This is a genomic window from Nocardia sp. MH4, assembly GCF_019266065.1.
GTDB classification, from domain to species: domain Bacteria; phylum Actinomycetota; class Actinomycetes; order Mycobacteriales; family Mycobacteriaceae; genus Nocardia; species Nocardia canadensis.
The window spans coordinates 204046-222287 of the sequence record NZ_LPNR01000112.1 but is presented as its reverse complement, the minus strand read 5'-3'; the positions used below and the strand labels follow the sequence as shown (position 1 = coordinate 222287).

General features: G+C 69.1%; 18 protein-coding genes and 1 pseudogene. 16 read left to right on the top strand and 3 right to left on the bottom strand.

Annotated features, from left to right (window positions below):
* From nuoF to ATM97_RS23135, 10 genes and pseudogenes are all read left to right on the top strand, one after another.
* On the top strand, nt 1-1326 hold the full coding sequence (gene nuoF, locus ATM97_RS23180; RefSeq protein ID WP_218720155.1) for an NADH-quinone oxidoreductase subunit NuoF: 1326 nt from the start codon (nt 1-3) through the stop codon (nt 1324-1326).
* Nucleotides 1323-3782, top strand: a complete 2460-nt coding sequence (locus tag ATM97_RS23175) for an NADH-quinone oxidoreductase subunit G (RefSeq protein WP_218720154.1) — start codon at nt 1323-1325, stop codon at nt 3780-3782. Before nuoF ends, ATM97_RS23175 begins: the two co-directional genes overlap by 4 nt.
* Complete coding sequence (gene nuoH / locus ATM97_RS23170) at nt 3775-5559, top strand: NADH-quinone oxidoreductase subunit NuoH (protein WP_218720153.1); 1785 nt, start codon at nt 3775-3777, stop codon at nt 5557-5559. The genes ATM97_RS23175 and nuoH overlap by 8 nt, the downstream gene beginning before the upstream one ends.
* Nucleotides 5556-6374 (top strand): NADH-quinone oxidoreductase subunit J, encoded by an 819-nt coding sequence (locus tag ATM97_RS23165; protein WP_218720152.1) that lies wholly within the window; start codon nt 5556-5558, stop codon nt 6372-6374. The genes nuoH and ATM97_RS23165 overlap by 4 nt, the downstream gene beginning before the upstream one ends.
* On the top strand, nt 6371-6670 hold the full coding sequence (nuoK, locus tag ATM97_RS23160; RefSeq protein ID WP_218720151.1) for an NADH-quinone oxidoreductase subunit NuoK: 300 nt from the start codon (nt 6371-6373) through the stop codon (nt 6668-6670). The genes ATM97_RS23165 and nuoK overlap by 4 nt, the downstream gene beginning before the upstream one ends.
* A gap of 1 nt (nt 6671) precedes the next feature.
* Nucleotides 6672-8558 carry an NADH-quinone oxidoreductase subunit L gene (nuoL, locus tag ATM97_RS23155; RefSeq protein ID WP_218720150.1) on the top strand — a complete coding sequence of 629 codons (1887 nt, stop codon included), beginning with the start codon at nt 6672-6674 and terminating at the stop codon, nt 8556-8558.
* Nucleotides 8555-10177 carry an NADH-quinone oxidoreductase subunit M gene (locus tag ATM97_RS23150; protein ID WP_218720149.1) on the top strand — a complete coding sequence of 541 codons (1623 nt, stop codon included), beginning with the start codon at nt 8555-8557 and terminating at the stop codon, nt 10175-10177. Before nuoL ends, ATM97_RS23150 begins: the two co-directional genes overlap by 4 nt.
* Nucleotides 10174-11796 carry an NADH-quinone oxidoreductase subunit NuoN gene (gene nuoN, locus ATM97_RS23145; RefSeq protein WP_218720148.1) on the top strand — a complete coding sequence of 541 codons (1623 nt, stop codon included), beginning with the start codon at nt 10174-10176 and terminating at the stop codon, nt 11794-11796. The genes ATM97_RS23150 and nuoN overlap by 4 nt, the downstream gene beginning before the upstream one ends.
* Before the next feature lie 2 nt (nt 11797-11798).
* Nucleotides 11799-12437, top strand: coding sequence for a class I SAM-dependent methyltransferase (locus ATM97_RS23140; protein ID WP_308248595.1), 639 nt, complete (start codon nt 11799-11801; stop codon nt 12435-12437).
* A gap of 139 nt (nt 12438-12576) precedes the next feature.
* Nucleotides 12577-12750, top strand: a pseudogene (locus ATM97_RS23135) (VWA domain-containing protein); the annotation flags it as partial.
* 100 nt (nt 12751-12850) lie between these two features.
* Here ATM97_RS23135 and ATM97_RS23130 read toward each other — a convergent pair.
* Nucleotides 12851-13210, bottom strand: a complete 360-nt coding sequence (locus ATM97_RS23130) for an Rv2640c family ArsR-like transcriptional regulator (RefSeq protein ID WP_218720147.1) — start codon at nt 13208-13210, stop codon at nt 12851-12853.
* Nucleotides 13211-13308: 98 nt separating this feature from the next.
* On the opposite strand from ATM97_RS23130, the gene ATM97_RS23125 reads away from it, so the two are divergent.
* The 6 genes from ATM97_RS23125 to ATM97_RS23100 all read left to right on the top strand — a co-directional run bounded on the left by ATM97_RS23125 (nt 13309) and on the right by ATM97_RS23100 (nt 16887).
* Nucleotides 13309-13827 carry an ArsI/CadI family heavy metal resistance metalloenzyme gene (locus ATM97_RS23125; protein WP_218720146.1) on the top strand — a complete coding sequence of 173 codons (519 nt, stop codon included), beginning with the start codon at nt 13309-13311 and terminating at the stop codon, nt 13825-13827.
* 78 nt (nt 13828-13905) lie between these two features.
* On the top strand, nt 13906-14280 hold the full coding sequence (locus ATM97_RS23120) for a metalloregulator ArsR/SmtB family transcription factor (protein WP_218720145.1): 375 nt from the start codon (nt 13906-13908) through the stop codon (nt 14278-14280).
* Nucleotides 14277-15365 carry an ACR3 family arsenite efflux transporter gene (gene arsB, locus ATM97_RS23115; protein WP_308248594.1) on the top strand — a complete coding sequence of 363 codons (1089 nt, stop codon included), beginning with the start codon at nt 14277-14279 and terminating at the stop codon, nt 15363-15365. Before ATM97_RS23120 ends, arsB begins: the two co-directional genes overlap by 4 nt.
* Nucleotides 15362-15796, top strand: a complete 435-nt coding sequence (locus ATM97_RS23110) for a low molecular weight phosphatase family protein (RefSeq protein WP_218720144.1) — start codon at nt 15362-15364, stop codon at nt 15794-15796. The genes arsB and ATM97_RS23110 overlap by 4 nt, the downstream gene beginning before the upstream one ends.
* On the top strand, nt 15793-16461 hold the full coding sequence (locus ATM97_RS23105) for an arsenate reductase ArsC (RefSeq protein ID WP_218720143.1): 669 nt from the start codon (nt 15793-15795) through the stop codon (nt 16459-16461). Before ATM97_RS23110 ends, ATM97_RS23105 begins: the two co-directional genes overlap by 4 nt.
* A gap of 15 nt (nt 16462-16476) precedes the next feature.
* A complete protein-coding gene (locus ATM97_RS23100) occupies nt 16477-16887 on the top strand; it encodes an arsenate reductase ArsC (RefSeq protein WP_218720142.1) in 411 nt (136 codons plus the stop codon).
* A 363-nt stretch (nt 16888-17250) separates the two neighbouring features.
* Here ATM97_RS23100 and ATM97_RS23095 read toward each other — a convergent pair whose 3' ends face one another.
* Nucleotides 17251-17511 carry a hypothetical protein gene (locus ATM97_RS23095; protein ID WP_218720141.1) on the bottom strand — a complete coding sequence of 87 codons (261 nt, stop codon included), beginning with the start codon at nt 17509-17511 and terminating at the stop codon, nt 17251-17253.
* A 121-nt stretch (nt 17512-17632) separates the two neighbouring features.
* Nucleotides 17633-18226: a TetR/AcrR family transcriptional regulator gene (locus ATM97_RS23090; protein WP_255588258.1), complete on the bottom strand. Its 594-nt coding sequence runs from the start codon at nt 18224-18226 to the stop codon at nt 17633-17635.
* Nucleotides 18227-18242 lie beyond the last annotated feature (16 nt).

Genomic DNA, 18242 nt, shown 5'->3' with positions numbered 1-18242 from the left:
ATGACGACTCTCACCCCGGTTCTCAGCGAACACTGGGACCGTCCGCGGTCCTGGACCCTCGACAGCTATCAGGCCACCGGCGGTTACGAGGGACTGCGTGCCGCCCTGCGGATGGCACCCGACGACGTGATCCTGACGGTCAAGGACGCCGGCCTGCGCGGACGCGGCGGCGCGGGCTTCCCGACCGGCATGAAATGGTCGTTCATCCCGCAGGGCCCCGGTCCCGACGGCACGACCAAGCCGCACTATCTCGTCGTCAACGCCGACGAGTCCGAACCCGGCACCTGCAAAGACATCCCGCTGATGCTGGCCACCCCGCACACTCTGATCGAAGGGGTCGTGATCGCCGCCTACGCGATCCGCGCGGCCACCGCCTTCATCTACGTGCGCGGCGAAGTGGTGCCGGTCCTGCGCAGACTCCAGGCCGCCGTCGCGGAGGCCTACGCCGCGGGCTATCTCGGCCGCGACATCCTGGGCTCCGGCTTCGACCTGGAACTGATCGTGCACGCCGGTGCGGGCGCCTACATCTGCGGCGAGGAAACCGCGCTACTCGATTCGCTCGAAGGCCGGCGGGGTCAGCCGCGATTGCGGCCGCCGTTCCCGGCCGTGGCCGGGCTCTACGCGTGCCCGACAGTCGTCAACAACGTCGAATCCATCGCCAGCGTGCCGTCGATCCTGCGCAAGGGCACCGAATGGTTCCGGTCGATGGGCAGCGAGAAGTCGCCCGGGTTCACCCTGTACTCGCTGTCGGGACATGTCGCCAGGCCCGGCCAGTACGAGGCGCCACTGGGCATCACGCTGCGGGAGCTGCTCGGCTACGCCGGCGGCGTGCGCGCAGGCCACACGCTGAAATTCTGGACTCCGGGCGGGTCCTCGACGCCGCTGTTCACCGCCGAGCACCTCGACGTCCCCCTGGACTACGAGGGTGTCGCCGCCGCCGGGTCCATGTTGGGCACCAAGGCCTTGCAGATCTTCGACGACACGACCTGCGTCGTACGGGCGGTCCTGCGCTGGACCGAGTTCTACGCCCACGAGTCCTGCGGCAAGTGCACACCGTGCCGCGAGGGCACCTACTGGCTCGTGCAGTTGTTGCGCAGACTCGAAGCGGGCCAGGGCACCGAAGCCGACCTGGACAAACTCGCCGACATCGCCGACAACATCAACGGCAAATCGTTCTGCGCGCTCGGTGACGGCGCGGCCAGCCCGATCTTCTCCTCGCTGAAGTACTTCCGCGACGAGTACCTCGAGCATCAGCGCCGCGGCGGCTGCCCGTTCGATCCGGCCCGCGCCACGGTGTGGGCCTCGGCAGGGAATGAGGACCGATGACAGCCATCGCGCCAGGCAACAGCAGTGGCCTGGTCCCCGCGGATCTGGTGAGCGTCACCATCGACGACACCACCGTCCAGGTACCCGCGGGCACACTGCTGATCCGCGCCGCCGAACTCATCGGCGTGCAGATCCCCCGCTTCTGCGATCACCCGCTCCTCGACCCGGTCGGCGCGTGCCGGCAGTGCCTGGTCGAGGTGGAGGGGCAGCGTAAGCCCGTGGCTTCCTGCACGATTCCGGTCACCGACGGCATGATCGTGCGCACCCAGCTCAGCTCGCCGGTCGCCGAGAAGGCACAGCGCGGGGTGATGGAGCTGCTGCTGATCAACCATCCCCTGGACTGCCCGGTCTGCGACAAGGGCGGCGAGTGCCCGCTACAGAACCAGGCGATGTCCACCGGCAGCGCCGAATCCCGCTTCGACGGCGACAAGCGCACCTATCCCAAGCCGATCCCGCTGTCCGCGGCGGTGCTGCTGGACCGCGAACGCTGCGTACTGTGCGCGCGGTGCACGCGATTCTCCCATCAGGTCGCCGGTGACCCGTTCATCGAACTGATGGATCGCGGTGCCCTGCAACAGGTCGGCATCGCCCAGGCCGAACCGCTGGACTCCTATTTCTCCGGCAACACGGTGCAGATCTGCCCGGTGGGCGCGCTCACCGGCACCTCCTACCGCTTCCGGGCCCGCCCGTTCGACTTGGTGTCCACCCCGAGCGTGTGCGAGCACTGTGCCTCCGGGTGTGCCCAGCGCACCGACCACCGGCGCGGAAAGGTGCTGCGCCGCTTGGCCGGTGACGATCCGCAGGTCAACGAGGAATGGAACTGCGACAAGGGCCGCTGGGCCTTCACCTACGCGACCGAACGCGACCGCCTCACCACGCCGCTGGTTCGTGGCTGGGACGGTGTGCTGGCCCCGGCCTCCTGGTCCGAGGCGCTGGCCGCCGCGGCCACGGGGCTGCGAGCGGCGATCGGCAACGCGGGCGTGCTCGTCGGCGGCCGGATCACCGAGGAGGACGCCTACGCCTACAGCAAGTTCGCGCGGATGGTGCTCGCCACCAACGACATCGACTTCCGTAGCCGCGTGCATTCCGAGGAGGAGGAGCGCTTCCTCGCCGCCCGCGTCGCCGGGCACGGCGTGACCGTCGACTACGCGGCGCTGGCCGCCGCACCGGTCGTGCTGCTGGTGGGATTCGAACCCGAAGAGGAATCCCCGATCGTCTACCTGCGGCTGCGCAAGGCCGCCAGGACCCGTGGGCTGCGCGTGGTGTCGCTGGCACCGTTCGCCTCGCGCGGGCTCGAACGGATGTCAGGCGCACTGATCCAGACCCCGCCGTGCGGTGAAGCCGATGTCCTCGACGCGATCGCCGCCGAGACGTCGGCGGACGCGGCCGAGCTGATGGCGCTGCTGCGCAGCCCGGGCGCGGTCGTGCTGGCGGGTGAACGGCTGGCGGGCAGCCCCGGCGCGCTCTCGGCCGTGGTCCGCCTCGTCGATGCCACCGGCGCCGGACTCGCCTGGGTGCCGCGCCGGGCCGGGGAACGCGGTGCGCTCGAAGCGGGCGCCCTGCCCAGCTTGCTGCCGGGCGGCAGACCGGTGGTCGATCCCGCCGCGCGGCAACAGGTTCGGCACCGCTGGCAGGCCGAGGAATTGCCCGTCACGCTCGGCCGCGACACCGCTGGCATCCTGGCGAGCGCGTCGCAGCTCGGTGCGCTGGTCGTCGGTGGTGTGGACCCCGACGACCTGCCCGACCCGGCGGCCGCGCTGGCCGCCATCGATGCCGCGCGGTTCGTCGTCAGCCTGGAGTTGCGGCACAGCGCCGTCACCGAGCGCGCCGACGTGGTCTTCCCGATCGCGCCCGTCATGGAAAAGTCCGGCACCTTCCGCACTTGGGAGGGCAGGCCGCGCCCGTTCGCCGCCGCGCCGCTGGACACCACCCGTCGCGTCGCCGCACCGCTGTCGGACCTGCGGGTGCTGCACTCGCTCGCCGCCGAGATGGGCACGCCGATCAACCTGCCCGACATCGCTTCCGCGCGTCGCGAACTCGACGTCCTGGGCACCTGGAACGGAACACCGATCTCCGCGCCGGAGCTGACCAGCCAGACCCGCCCGGCGCCCGGCGTCGGCACCGCGGTCCTGGCCGGCTGGCGGATGCTGCTCGACGCGGGCCGGATGCAGGACGGGGAAGCGAACCTCGCCGGCGTCGCCCGCCCGCCGGTCGCGCGGCTCTCGGCGGCGACGGCCGCCGAGATCGAAGCGGCCGAGGCCGATCACGTCATCGTCTACACCGATCGCGGTGAGATCACCGTGCCGCTGATGATCACCGACCTGCCCGACCGGGTGGTGTGGCTGCCGCTGCACTCCCCCGGCTCGACGGTCGCCGCCACGCTCGGCGTGACACCCGGCGCCGTGGTGCGCCTGCGCCGCGCCGACGACAGGATGAAGGAACACCGTCATGAGTGATCCCGTGCTGCACCTGGCAGCAGACGCCGCACCTGTCTTCGGCACCGACCCGCTCTGGCTGGTGCTCGTCAAGGCACTGGGTGTGTTCGTCTACCTGATGCTGGTGCCGCTCATCGCGGTCTACGCCGAACGCAAAGTCGTCGCGTGGATGCAGATGCGCGTCGGCCCCAACCGGATCGGTCCCGGCGGCATGTTCCAGTCCATCGCCGACGGCGTGAAGATGGCGCTCAAGGAAGACATCATCCCGGCCATCGTGGACAAGCCGATCTTCGTGCTCGCCCCGATCATCTCGGTCATCCCGGCGTTCATGGCGTTCGCGGTGATCCCGTTCGGCCCCGAGGTGTCGATCTTCGGCCAGCGCACCGCCCTGCAGCTGACCGACATGCCCGTCGGTGTCCTCTACATCCTGGCCATCACCTCCATCGGCGTGTACGGCATCGTGCTCGCCGGCTGGTCGTCGGGCTCGACGTATCCGCTGCTCGGCGGCCTGCGCTCGACCGCGCAGGTGATCTCCTACGAGATCGCGATGGCGCTGACCTTCGCGACGGTGTTCCTGCTCTCGGGCACCATGGCCACCTCCGGGATCGTCACCGCGCAGGAGGGCACCTGGTACGTCTTCCTGCTGCTGCCCTCGTTCCTCATCTACTGCGTGTCCATGGTCGGCGAGACCAACCGCGCGCCGTTCGACCTGCCCGAAGCCGAAGGCGAGCTCGTCGGTGGCTTCCACACCGAGTACTCCTCGCTCAAGTTCGCCATGTTCATGCTCGCCGAGTACGTCAACATGGCCACGGTGTCGGCGCTGGCGACCACGCTGTTCCTCGGTGGCTGGCGGGCTCCGTTCCCGATCAGCCTCTGGGAGGGCGCGAACTCCGGCTGGTGGCCGCTGCTGTGGTTCACCCTCAAGGTGTGGACGTTCCTGTTCGTCTTCGTCTGGCTGCGAGGCACCCTGCCGCGTCTGCGCTACGACCAGTTCATGAACCTCGGCTGGAAGCTGCTCATCCCGACCTCGCTGGTGTGGGTGATGATCGTGGCGACCGCCCGGGTCCTCGACCTCGAGGGCGTCACCGATCAGACCCCGATCCTGGTGACCGTCGGCCTCGTCATCACCGCCGCGATGATCGCGATGTTCCTGCGGGCCGGCCGCGCCGAAGGCCTGCCGCCGCTGCCCGAGGAGCCCGCGAAATCGCCGGTGTTCCTCGGCTTCCCGGTTCCGCCGATGCCACCGCGCCCCGCCGGTGATCAGCCCGAGATCGGCCTGTTCGAGCCGCTCGCCGGGTTCGCGGTCACCGCGGCGACGATGTTCAAGAAGCCCAATACCGAGTCCTATCCCGAGCAGAAGGTGCCGACCGCGCCGCGCTACCACGGCCGCCACCAGCTCAACCGGTACGACGACGGCTTGGAGAAGTGCATCGGCTGCGAACTGTGCGCCTGGGCCTGCCCCGCCGACGCCATCTACGTCGAAGGCGCCGACAACACCGAGGACGAACGCTTCTCCCCCGGGGAACGCTACGGCCGCGTCTACCAGATCAACTACCTGCGCTGCATCGGCTGCGGACTGTGCATCGAGGCGTGTCCGACCCGCGCCTTGACGATGACCAACGAGTACGAACTCACCGACGACAATCGCGCCGACCTCATCTACGAGAAGGACCGCCTGCTGGCGCCGCTGCAGGACGGCATGGTCGCCCCGCCGCACGCCATGGCGCCCGGCACCGACGAGGCCGACTACTACCTGGGCCGGGTCCGTCCCACCACGTCGGAAGAGGTACTGCGATGACCACCGCACTCCTGGCCGCCGAAGTCGCGTCCACCTCCACCGGGGAGGCGGTGCTGTTCTGGGTGCTCGCCCCGATCGCGGTGCTCGGCGCGCTCGGCATGGTGACCGCGGCCAAGGCCGTGCACTCGGCACTGTGCCTGGCCGCCACCATGATCGCGCTGGCGGTGTTCTACATCGCCCAGGGCGCGCTGTTCCTCGGCGTCGTGCAGATCGTGGTCTACACCGGCGCGGTGATGATGCTGTTCCTGTTCGTGCTCATGCTCGTCGGCGTCGACTCGGCCGAGTCCCTGCGGGAGACCTTGCGCGGCCAGCGGATCGCGGCCGCCGTCGTCGGCGTCGGGTTCGGGTTCCTGCTGATCGGCGGGATCGGCGCGGCGCTGCGCGGCAGCGGAATCACCTTCCCCGGCCGCGGTTTCGGTGGTCGCGACGTGATCGCCGAACTGGCCGAGCTGATCTTCCTGCGCTACGTGTGGGCGTTCGAGCTGACCGGCGCGCTGCTGATCACGGCGACCATCGGCGCGATGGTGCTCGCGCATCGCGAACACTTCACGCCACGGCGGGGGCAGCGTGAGATGTCGCGCGACCGCTTCCGCACCGCGGGCGAACGCGCCACTCCGCTCCCGACTCCGGGCGTCTACGCCAGGCACAACGCCGTGGACAGCCCGGCCCAACTCCCCGACGGCAGCTTCGCCGAACTCTCGGTGAGCACGATCCTGCGTCACCGCCGCACCCGCGCGCACACCGAGGCCGCCGCGCTCTCGGTCGGCGCCGGCAGCGACGTCACCCCGACGGCCGACGAGGAAGGCAACCGGTGAACCCCCAGAACTACCTGTTCCTGTCCGCCCTGCTGTTCACCATCGGCGCCGCGGGAGTGCTGTTGCGCCGCAATGCCATCGTGGTGTTCATGTGCATCGAACTGATGCTCAACGCGGTGAACCTGGCCTTCGTCACCTTCGCCCGCCTGCACGGCAATCTCGACGGCCAGGTGATCGCGTTCTTCACCATGGTCGTGGCCGCCGCCGAGGTCGTCGTCGGTCTGGCCATCATCATGACGATCTTCCGTGCCCGCCGGTCGACCTCGGTCGACGCCGCCAACCTGCTGAAGTTCTGACATGGGCACCGCAACGTTGTGGCTGCTGCCCGCCTTCCCGCTCGCCGGCGCGATCCTGCTGCTCCTGCTCGGCCGGTTCGCCGACCGGTGGGGTATCTACCTGGGCACCGGCGCCGCGGTGGCCTCGTTCGTCGTCGCCGTGGTGGCCTTCTTCGGCATGCTCGGCCGCTCCGACGCCGACCGCGCCATCCACGAGCAGCTGTTCGAGTGGGTGGCGGTGGGTGACCTGCGGGTCGGGTTCGGGCTGCAACTCGATCAGCTCTCGGTGTGCTTCGCGCTGCTCATCACCGGCGTCGGCTCGCTGATCCACGTCTACTCGATCGGCTACATGAGCCACGATCCGGGCAAACGCCGATTCTTCGGCTACCTCAACCTGTTTCTGGCCGCCATGCTGGTGCTGGTCCTGGCCGACAACTACCTGGTGCTCTACCTCGGTTGGGAAGGCGTCGGCCTGGCGTCCTACCTGCTGATCGGGTTCTGGTACGAGAAGCCCTCGGCCGCAACGGCGGCCAAGAAGGCATTCCTCGTCAACCGGGTCGGTGACATGGGCCTGGCCATCGCCATGATGACGATGTTCGCCGCCTTCGGCTCCTTCGATTTCCGCACGGTGTTCGCGGCGACGCCGGGTGCGAGCGAGGGCACGCTCACCGCGATCGGCCTGCTGTTGTTGCTGGCCGCGTGCGGCAAGTCGGCCCAGGTACCGCTGCAGTCCTGGCTCGGTGACGCGATGGAGGGCCCCACCCCGGTCTCGGCACTGATCCACGCGGCCACCATGGTCACCGCGGGCGTCTACCTGATCGCCCGCTCCAACCCCATCTACGATCTCGCCCCCGACGCGCGAACCGCGGTGATCGCCGTCGGCGCGGTGACACTGCTGTTCGGCGCGATCGTCGGCTGTGCCAAGGACGACATCAAGAAGGCGCTCGCCGCCTCGACGATGAGCCAGATCGGCTACATGATCCTGGCCGTCGGGCTCGGGCCGGCCGGCTACGCGATCGCAATCATGCACCTGCTCACCCACGGGTTCTTCAAGGCCGGGCTGTTCCTCGGCGCCGGTTCGGTGATGCACGCGATGGACGACGAGACCGACATGCGCCGCTACGGCGGTCTGCGCACCCTGCTGCCGATCACCTTCGCCACCTTCGGTCTCGGCTATCTCGCCATCATCGGGGTGCCACCGTTCTCGGGGTTCTTCTCCAAGGACAAGATCATCGAGGCGGCGTTCGACCACGGGGGGACGACGGGAATCCTGCTCGGGGTGGTCACTCTGGTCGGTGCCGGACTCACCGCGTTCTACATGACTCGCGTCATGCTGATGACGTTCTTCGGTGAACGCCGCTGGAAGCCCGACACCCACCCGCACGAAGCTCCCGCGGTGATGACCGGGCCGATGATCCTGCTCGCGTTCGGCTCGGTGTTCGCGGGCGGCCTGTTCGTGTGGGGTTCGGCGCTGCAGAACTGGCTCGCCCCGGTCGTCGGCTCCCATCACGGCGAACCCGTCGTGCCCGCGGGCGTGGTCACCGGACTGGCCCTGACCTCGGTCGCCATCGGTGTCGCGATCGCCTACCGCAAGTACGCCGAGAGTCCGGTCCCCGAGACCGCGCCCGAGCCGGTCACGGTGTTCACGACAGCCGCGCGCAAGGACCTCTACGGCGACGCGATCAACGAGGCCGCCTTCGAGCGGCCAGGTCGTCACCTCACCCGCGCGCTGGTGTTCCTCGACGCGCGTGGTGTCGACGGGATCGTCAACGGCACGGCGGCCGGGATCGGCGGTCTCTCGGCGCGGGTCCGGCGGATCCAGACCGGCTTCGTGCGCTCCTACGCCCTGTCCATGTTCACCGGCGCGGCCCTGGTGGCCGCTGCCCTGCTGGCGGTGAGGTACTGGTGAACTCGTTTCCCTGGCTTACGACGCTCTGGCTCGCCCCCGCGGTCGGCGCGGCGGTGGTGCTCGCCGTGCCCGCCGCGCGCCGGAATGTGGCGCGCGCACTGGCGTTCGCGGTGTCGATCGGTGTGCTCGCGCTGGCGGTGAGCCTGGCGCTGCGGTTCCGTCCCAGCGGGGACCAGTACCAGTTCGTCGAAGCGCACGAGTGGATTCCGGCGTTCGGCGTCGGCTACACCCTCGGCCTCGACGGCATCGCCACCGTGCTCGTGCTGTTGACCGCGGTGCTGATGCCGCTGCTGATCCTGGCCGGCTGGCACGACGACTCCGCGGCCGGTGACGGCCGCAAGACCGCGCACATCTACATGGCGTTGATGCTGTTGGTCGAGTCGATGGTGCTGATCTCCTTCCTCGCCCTCGACATCCTGCTGTTCTACGTGTTCTTCGAGGCCATGCTCATTCCGATGTACTTCCTCATCGGCGGCTTCGGACCACGCACCAGCGACGCCGCCCTACGCGCCCAGCGCTCGCGGGCGGCGGTGAAGTTCCTGCTGTACAACCTGTTCGGCGGCCTGATCATGCTGGCGGCGGTCATCGGGCTGTACGTGCTCACCGCGCAGGCGGGGCTGGGCGAGGGCACCGCGGGCACCTTCGATCTGCGGACCGTCGTCGCTGCGGCCAACAACGGGCAGCTCGGCGGCAGCACCGCGGTCGTCAACGCGCTGTTCCTCGGGTTCATGTTCGCCTTCGCGGTGAAGGCGCCACTGTGGCCGCTGCACACCTGGCTGCCCGACGCCGCGGTCTCGGCCACCCCCTCGAGCGCGGTGCTGATGATGGCGGTGGTCGACAAGGTCGGCACGTTCGGCATGCTCCGATACTGCCTGCTGCTGTTCCCGCTGGCTTCCGACACGTTCGCGCCGTTGGTGATCACCCTCGCGGTGATCGGCATCCTCTACGGTGCACTACTCGCCATCGGTCAAACCGATGTGATGCGGCTGATCGCCTACACCTCGATCTCGCACTTCGGGTTCATCATCCTCGGCATCTTCGCGATGACCACCCAGGCGCAATCCGGGGCGACGCTCTACATGGTCAATCACGGACTGTCCACGGCCGCGCTGTTCCTCATCGCCGGATTCCTCGTCTCGCGGCGCGGCACCAGGATGATCGCGGAGTTCGGCGGCGTGCAGAAGGTCGCGCCGATCCTGGCCGGTACCTTCTTCATCGCCGGTCTGGCCACGCTGTCGCTGCCCGGCCTCGCGCCATTCGTCAGCGAATTCCTCGTCCTCGTCGGCACTTTCGGCAAGTACAAGGTGGCGGCGGTCGTCGCGACCGGTGCGCTGGTGCTGGCCGCGCTCTATGTGCTGTGGCTGTACCAGCGGATGATGACCGGTCCGGTGAAGCAGGGCAACGAGCACCTGCGCGACCTGGTGCCGCGTGAGCTCGCGGTGGTGGTCCCGCTGCTGGCCGCGCTGCTGGTGCTCGGCTTCTATCCGAAACCGATCCTCGATCTGGTGGATCCCGCCGTCGGGCACACCCTCTCGACGATCGGTAAGCACGACCCCGCTCCGACGGTTCCCGCTCCCGAAGCAGGTTCGGCCACCCCGCCCGCCGGCGGACACAAATGAGGACGGACTCCGTGACCATCAACGAGCTCGCGGCCACCCTGCCCGCACCGAGCATCGAATACCACCTGCTCGCACCGATGCTGATCGTGTTCGCGGTCGGCGTCGTCGGGGTGCTGGTCGAGGCGTTCGTGCCACGGCCGTATCGGTACCTCACGCAGCTGATTCTCGGGATCGGCGGCGTGGTCGGCGCGCTGGTCGCGGTCGTCGGGCTCGCGGGCACGACGGGCACGGCCGTGGTCGGCGCGGTGGCCGTCGACGGGGTGACGCTGTTCCTGCAGGGCACGATTCTGTCGGTCGCGCTGCTGGGTCTGCTGCTGATCGCCGAACGGGGCGCGGTGCCCCGGGCACGCAGCGGACCGGGCACCTGGAGCCGGGCGGCCGCGGTGCTCGATCGCGGCGTCGACGCGTTCACCCCGCAGGCCTCCGCGGTGCCGGGCAGTGCGCACGAGCTCGCCGCCGTGCGGTCGGGGGTGTCGACCACCGAGGTGTTCCCGCTGACCATGCTCGCGCTCGGTGGTCTGCTGCTGTTCCCCGCGTCCAACGATCTGCTGACGATGTTCGTCGCGCTGGAAGTGCTGTCGCTGCCGCTGTATCTGCTGTGCGGGCTGGCGCGGCGCAGGCGCCTGCTCTCGCAGGAGGCGGCGCTCAAGTACTTCCTGCTCGGCGCGTTCTCCTCCGCGTTCTTCCTCTACGGCGTCGCCCTGCTGTACGGGCAGACCGGGACCGTGTCGCTGCCAGGAATCGGTGCGGCGCTGGACAAGCAGCCCGAGAACGCGACGCTGGCCCTGCTCGGTATCGGGATGCTGGCCGTCGGCCTGCTGTTCAAGGTCGGCGCGGTGCCGTTCCAGGCCTGGGTGCCCGATGTCTATCAGGGCGCCCCGACGCCGATCACCGCGTTCATGGCCGCGGCCACCAAGATCGCCGCGGTCGGCGCGACCATGCGGGTGCTGATGGTGGCCGTCGGTGCGCTGCGCGACGATTGGCGTCCGGTCCTGGCCGCGATCGCGGTCGCGACGATGGTCGTCGGCGCGGTCATGGCGATCACCCAGACCGATGTGAAGCGAATGCTGGCGTACTCCTCGATCGCGCACGCCGGTTTCCTGCTGGTCGGGCTCGTCGCCGCCGATGATGCCGGTGTGGCCGCGGTCCTGTTCTATCTGCTGGCCTACGGGCTCGGGACGGTCGGCGCGTTCGCGGTCGTCAGCCTGGTGCGGGATTCCTCCGGTGACGAGGCGACCGCGCTGCCGCAGTGGGCGGGGTTGGGCCGCCGATCCCCGTGGCTGGCCTCGGTTTTCGCGCTGCTGCTGCTCTCGTTCGCCGGCCTGCCGCTGACCAGTGGTTTCGTCAGCAAGTTCGCGGTGTTCGCCGCAGCCTCGGGCGCGGGTTACACGTTCCTGGTCATCGTCGGCGTGATCTGCAGCGCGATCGCGGCGTTCTTCTACATCCGGGTGATCGTGCTGATGTTCTTCACCGACCCGCCCGCCGACGCCCCGACCGTCACCGCCCCGTTCGCGACGACCCTGGTGGTGGCGTTCAGCGCGGGCGCCACCCTCATCCTCGGTGTCTTCCCGCAGCCGCTCCTCGACCTGGCCGAGCGCGCGGCCACGTTCATCCGCTGACCGTGCCGCCCGCCGACGAGCCGCTCCGCGATCGGCCACCCACCAGCCACGAGCAGCGGTCCGGCCAGCCGTGGGACGCATCCTACCGCGACGGCCCCGCCCCGTGGGACATCGGCCAGCCGCAACCGGCCGTGGTGCGGCTGGCCGAGGCGGGCGGTTTCGTCGGCGACGTCCTCGACGCGGGGTGCGGCACCGGCGACAACGCGCTGTATCTGGCCTCGCTCGGGTTCCCGGTGCACGGTGTGGACGTGGCCGAGACAGCCGTGGCCACAGCGCGCGAGCGTGCCGAGAACCGTGGTCTGACAGCCACCTTCGGGGTCGCCGACGCCCTGCACCTCGAACGGCTGGAGCGCCGGTTCCGGACGGTGCTCGACAGCGGCCTGTTCCACACCTTCGACCGCGCCGAACAGGCCGTCTACGCGGTGAGTTTGGGCGCGGTCGTCGCCCAGGGTGGAACCCTGTACATCCTGTGCTTCGGTGACTTCGGCGACGATCCCGGTCCGCACCCGGTCAGCCGAGCGGCACTGACCGCGGCCTTCGATCCGGTCGAGTGGGACATCGCCGCCATCGACCAGGAGAGTCTGCGCACCCGCTTCAGCGAGTCGATTCCCGCTTGGCTGGCCACCGTCCACCGCAGGTAGCGTGACGGCGCGCCGCGACGCCCCACGATTCGAATCGCCTTGGCCGCCTTGCTGATCGGCGTCGGTGTCCTCGCCGCGACCTGCGGGCGCTCCGTTCCAGGGAAACCCACAGCCGGTGGCCGGTGAGATCTGTCCCGCGATGGCGGTGTGGGTCCTGGATGTCTCGCTGTCGATGGAAGCCGTCGATGTCGCGCCGAGCCGATGGACCGTCGCGCGCCGGGCGGCCACCGATTTCGCCCACCGGCAGTCGGCCACGACGACGCTGGGGTTGGTCACTTTCGCGGGCACCGCCTCCGTACAGGTGCTGCCGACGACCGACCGTGCTACGAGACCCGGACGCGGTCGACGACGAATGAGCGGGGATGCCAGGCGCGGCCGAGGGTACCTGCTCGGACGCGGACGGGCTTTCGGTTTCAGGTGCAGCAGTTGGGGTCCAGGACCGTGCACAGAGCCGAGAGCGCGTCACGGCGGGCGCTGTGGAAGGTGTTCATCCCGCGCCGCTGCGACTCGACCAGACCGGCGTTGCGCAGCTGACCGAGGTGATGGGAGACCGTGGACTCGCTGAGGCCGACCGCGGCGGCGAGTTCACCGCCGTTCTGTTCGCCGAGCGGGGTGGTCAGCAGCAGCGACATCAGTTTCACCCGGACCGGGTCGGCGATGGCCTTGAGTCGCAAGGCCACCTCGAGTGCGGCGTCGTCGTCGACCGGACCTGCCGCGACGGGCGCGCAGCAGACGGGGGCGGACATGTCGATCACGGGTAGCGCCTTGGGCATATCACCGACTCTACGCGCGGTATTGACATATGTCGAAAAGGTGAGCAGACTCGGCGACAGCACATCTTCGATATATGTCTCACAAGTGGAGGTTCATCATGTCCCGCGTCCAGCTTGCCCTCAATGTCGACGACCTCGACACCGCCGTGGCGTTCTACTCAACCCTGTTCAACGCCGAGCCGGCCAAGCGCAAGCCCGGCTACGCCAACTTTGCGATCACCCAGCCGCCGCTGAAGCTGGTGCTGATCGAGAACGCCGGCCAGGGCGGCTCGATCAACCACCTCGGTGTCGAGGTCGAGTCCTCCGACCAGGTCCACGGCGAAATCGCGCGCCTGTCGGAGGCGGGTCTGTTCACCGAGGAACAGATCGCGACCACGTGTTGCTTCGCCACCCAGGACAAGGTGTGGGTGACCGGTCCCGGCGGCGAGCGGTGGGAGGTTTACACCGTGCTGGCCGACAGTGAGACCTTCGGTACCGCACCGGACCTCGGGCTCGCGAACGCCGAGGGCACCAGCGTGTGCTGCGGCACGGCCGCCGAAGCTGAGGCCGAGGGTGCGTGCTGTGGCGCCGAGGCCAAGGAGAAGGCCGTCGCCTCCGGGGCGAGCTGCTGCGGCTGAACCGGCCCGACCCGGTTGCGGACGAGTTCACCCGTTGTTCGCTTGCCTTCTTGATTAGACATCGGTCAATATCGACATATGTCGAATCAAGAGTTGCCGTTGAGCGTGGCCGCACCCTCGTGTGAGGCCACGCCGCGCACGCGCCCGCCGATGAACGCCGAGAGCGCGGCGGAGTTGGCCGTGCTGTTCAAGGCCTTGGCCGATCCGGTCCGGTTGCGGCTGCTCTCGACGATCGCCTCACGCGCCGACGGCGAGGCGTGCGTGTGCGACCTGTCGACCGGTATCGAGGTCACTCAGCCGACCATCTCCCACCATCTCAAGGTGCTGCGTGAGGCCGGGTTGCTGACCAGCGAACGCCGGGCGTCCTGGGTGTACTACCGAGTCGTGCCGCAGGCGCTGGCGCGCCTGTCGGATGTTCTCGCGATCGAGGCCGGAGCGGTGGTGACCGCGTGAGCGCCACGACCGAAGCCCCGGCGGTGGTGGGCAAGCTTTCGACGCTGGACCGGTTCCTGCCGGTCTGGATCGGCGTGGCGATGGCCGCGGGACTGCTACTCGGGCGCATGATCCCCGGCCTCGGCGACGCATTGTCGGCCGTGGAGATCGACGGCATCTCGCTGCCGATCGCGATCGGGCTGCTGATCATGATGTACCCGGTGCTGGCCAAGGTCCGCTACGACCGACTCGACACCGTGACCGGCGACCGCAAACTCCTTCTCAGCTCCCTGGTCCTGAACTGGGTCCTGGGGCCCGCGTTGATGTTCGCGCTGGCGTGGCTGCTACTGCCGGACCTGCCCGAGTACCGGACCGGGCTGATCATCGTGGGCCTGGCCCGCTGCATCGCGATGGTCATCATCTGGAACGACCTCGCCTGCGGCGACCGCGAAGCCGCCGCCGTGCTGGTCGCCCTGAACTCGGTGTTCCAGGTGATCATGTTCGCCGTCCTGGGCTGGTTCTACCTCTCGGTCCTGCCCGGCTGGCTCGGCCTGGAACAGACCACCATCGATACCTCGCCGTGGCAGATCGCCAAGTCGGTACTGATCTTCCTCGGCATTCCCCTCTTCGCGGGGTTCCTCACCCGCCGCTTCGGTGAACGTGCCAAAGGCCGCGACTGGTACGAGACGACGTTCCTGCCCCGGATCGGGCCGTGGGCGCTCTACGGGCTGCTGTTCACCATCGTGATCCTGTTCGCTCTGCAAGGCGAGCAGATCACTTCTCACCCGCTCGACGTGGTCCGGATCGCGATCCCGCTGCTGGCCTACTTCGCGATCATGTGGGGTGGCGGTTACGCCCTCGGTGCGCTGCTCGGCCTGGGCTATGAGCGTACGACCACGCTGGCGTTCACCGCGGCGGGCAACAACTTCGAACTCGCCATCGCCGTGGCCATCGCCACCTATGGCGCCACCTCCGGCCAGGCACTGGCCGGTGTCGTCGGCCCGCTGATCGAGGTCCCCGTCCTGGTCGCGCTGGTGTACGTATCGCTGGCCCTGCGCAAGCGGTTCAGCGCGGCCACGGCCTCCGAAGGGGTGGCAGCGCGGTGAGCACGACGCCATCGGTGCTGTTCGTATGCGTGAGGAACGGCGGCAAATCCCAGCTGGCGGCCGGTCTGATGCGCGCCGCCGCCGGCGACCGCGTGCAGGTCCACTCCGCAGGCACCCGGCCGGGTACCGCGATCAACGCCCTGTCTGCCGAATCGCTGCGCGAACTCGGCATCGACATCAGCGCCGAGACCCCGAAGCCGATCGACCCCGCCCTGCTCAGTGACGTCGGCCTGGTCGTCACCCTCGGCCGTGAAGCCTACATCGAGCCCGTCGCCGGGATGCGAATCATCAACTGGGACACCGACGAACCTTCCGAGCGCGGCATCGACGGCATCGAGCGCATGCGCCTGGTCCGCGACGACATCGCCGCCCGTGTGAACGACCTGTTCACCGAGCTCACCACACCCGCCGAGCAACGGAAACCCTCATGAGCGACAGCCCCCTCGCGCCCACTTACACCCGCCACGACCTGACCATCGACCAGCAACTCGCGCTCGCGGCCGCGGCGACGCATTTGCAGCGCGAGTTCGACGGCACCTTCGGAGTCGAGACGATCGAACGGTTCCTGCACTCCTCCTACGACCGGTTCGCCGGCCGCGCGACAGTGATCAACTTCCTGCCGCTGCTGGCCGAACGCTTCGCCCGCCAACGGCTGCACGCGCTGGCCCGCGTCGAGGGCAAGGCCCACACCGGCACTCCGACCGTGCTGTTCCTGTGCACCCACAACGCAGGTCGCTCCCAGATGGCGCTCAGGTTCTTCACCCACCTCGCCGGTGACCGCGCGGTGGCGTGGTCCGGTGGCAGCGAACCCGGCGACGCGATCAACCCCGCCACGATCGCGGCGATGGCCGAGGTCGGTATCGACATCACCGCCGAGTTCCCCAAGCCTTGGACCGAGGAGATCATCCAGGCCGCCGACGTGGTCATCACCATGGGCTGCGGCGACGCCTGCCCGCTCTATCCGGGGCGCCGCTACGAAGAATGGGACCTCGACGACCCCGCTCACCTCGACGTGGCCGCGATCCGACCGATCCGCGACGAGATCGAAACCCGCGTTCGCCACCTGCTCGCCGAACTCGACCTGCCCGCCCACTGAAAGGCACTACGCCCCATGACTTCCAAGCCCAGCGTGCTGTTCGTCTGCGTCCACAACGCCGGACGTTCCCAGATGGCCGCCGGATTCCTCACCCATTTCGCCGGCGACGCGATCGAGGTCCGCTCCGCGGGCAGCGCTCCGGCCGATCAGATCAACCCCGCCGCGGTCGCGGCGATGGCCGAGCTCGGCATCGACATCTCCGATCAGACCCCGAAGATCCTCACCTACGACGCCGTGGAAACCTCCGACGTGGTCATCACGATGGGCTGTGGCGACACCTGCCCGTCGTTCCCCGGTGTCAGCTACCGCGACTGGGTGCTGGAAGACCCGGCGGGCAAGGGCGTCGAGTCCGTCCGTCCGATCCGCGACGAGATCAAGGTCCGCGTGCAAGCCCTGCTCGCCGAACTCCTGCCGACCCACGCCTGAGACGTGCCCGCCCCGGGGGCCGCGCACGTCGGCCGGTCGCCGAGGCGGAAGTCCATTCCACTACCGGCGGTGTAGGGAACGAGCACCGGTCCGGACTTGCGGCCGGCCAGTACCCTGGACGGCAACCGGGCCGTGCCGGTCTGCCATGCGATGAGCTCGCGGGCACCGCCCCTGCGGGTCACCCCACCGCGCACCGGTCGGTGGTGACGAGGTCGGGAACGTCGAGCAGCAGCACTTCCTCGGCGCGAGTGGAGGATTCGTCGAGCAGATGCCACGGCACTCGTTCCGCACACCGGTGACCGGCCGCGGCAGCATCCCGACCCGTCTCGCCTGCCGAACCCGCCGATGTTCCCCGACCCCCGATCAGGGGCGTTCGGTGGGTATCTCGCCGTAGAGCTGGCGGGCACGGGTGGTCAGCAGGGGCAGCAGGATGGTGCGCCAGGTCGGCAGGTGCACCGCCTCGGCACGGCCCTCGACGACGAAGGACGGCTGGGCGGTCGCGTCAGCATCGTCGATGTCGACGCCGGTCACGAGGGCGAACTCGCGCCGCAGCAACGCCGCGAAGTCCGTCGCGGTGGCCGGCACCGTGGCCGCACATACCTTGTCCCGCACTGCGTCCCACACGATCGGATCCGCGGGTGAACCCCACTGGCGCGGTCGCCGGTCGAAGAGGCGAGCTATGTCGGAAGTATCTGGCACGCGCCGCATCCTACCGAGCGGCGCGGCGCCAACGGCCGCCCCACGGTCACCGCCGACGCTCGGCACCGATGCTGCCGACGATGAGATCGGCGAGTGCCTCGACCGCCTCCCCCGCGTCGATGGTTCCTCGATTCAGTTCGGCACCCAGGGTTTCCGCGGCGCCGAGGACGGCGACGCAGCGCAGCCGCAGCGCGGCAGCTCCGAGATCGGAGAACGGTAGCAGGGTGGCGGCCATCCAGTCGCGATAGCTGTCGAGCATCCGCTGCTGGATCGCCAGGACCTCGGGATTGCCCTTCAGCGCGGCCGAGATCGCGTCGAATTCGGGCATGTCGGTGGCGCAGGCGAAGTAGGCGGCACTCATCACGTGCGCGATCTCCGTCGCGGTCGGCACGGCCGCACGGACGGCCTGCTCGGCGGCGAGCCGATGCCGTTCGTCGAGGCGCCGGTACAGGGCCAGCAGCAGATCGGGGCGCGTGCCGAAATGGTCGTAGACGATCGGCCTGCTCACGCCCGCGGCCTCGGCGAGAGTGACGAGCGTGAGCCCGTCGGTGCCGTGGTCACGCACCATCGCCAGCGCGGTGTCGAGCAGCTGCTCGCGCCGGGCCGCCTTGGGCATGCGGGCCGTCCTGCCTTGCGTCATGTCACCAGTTTAGCTA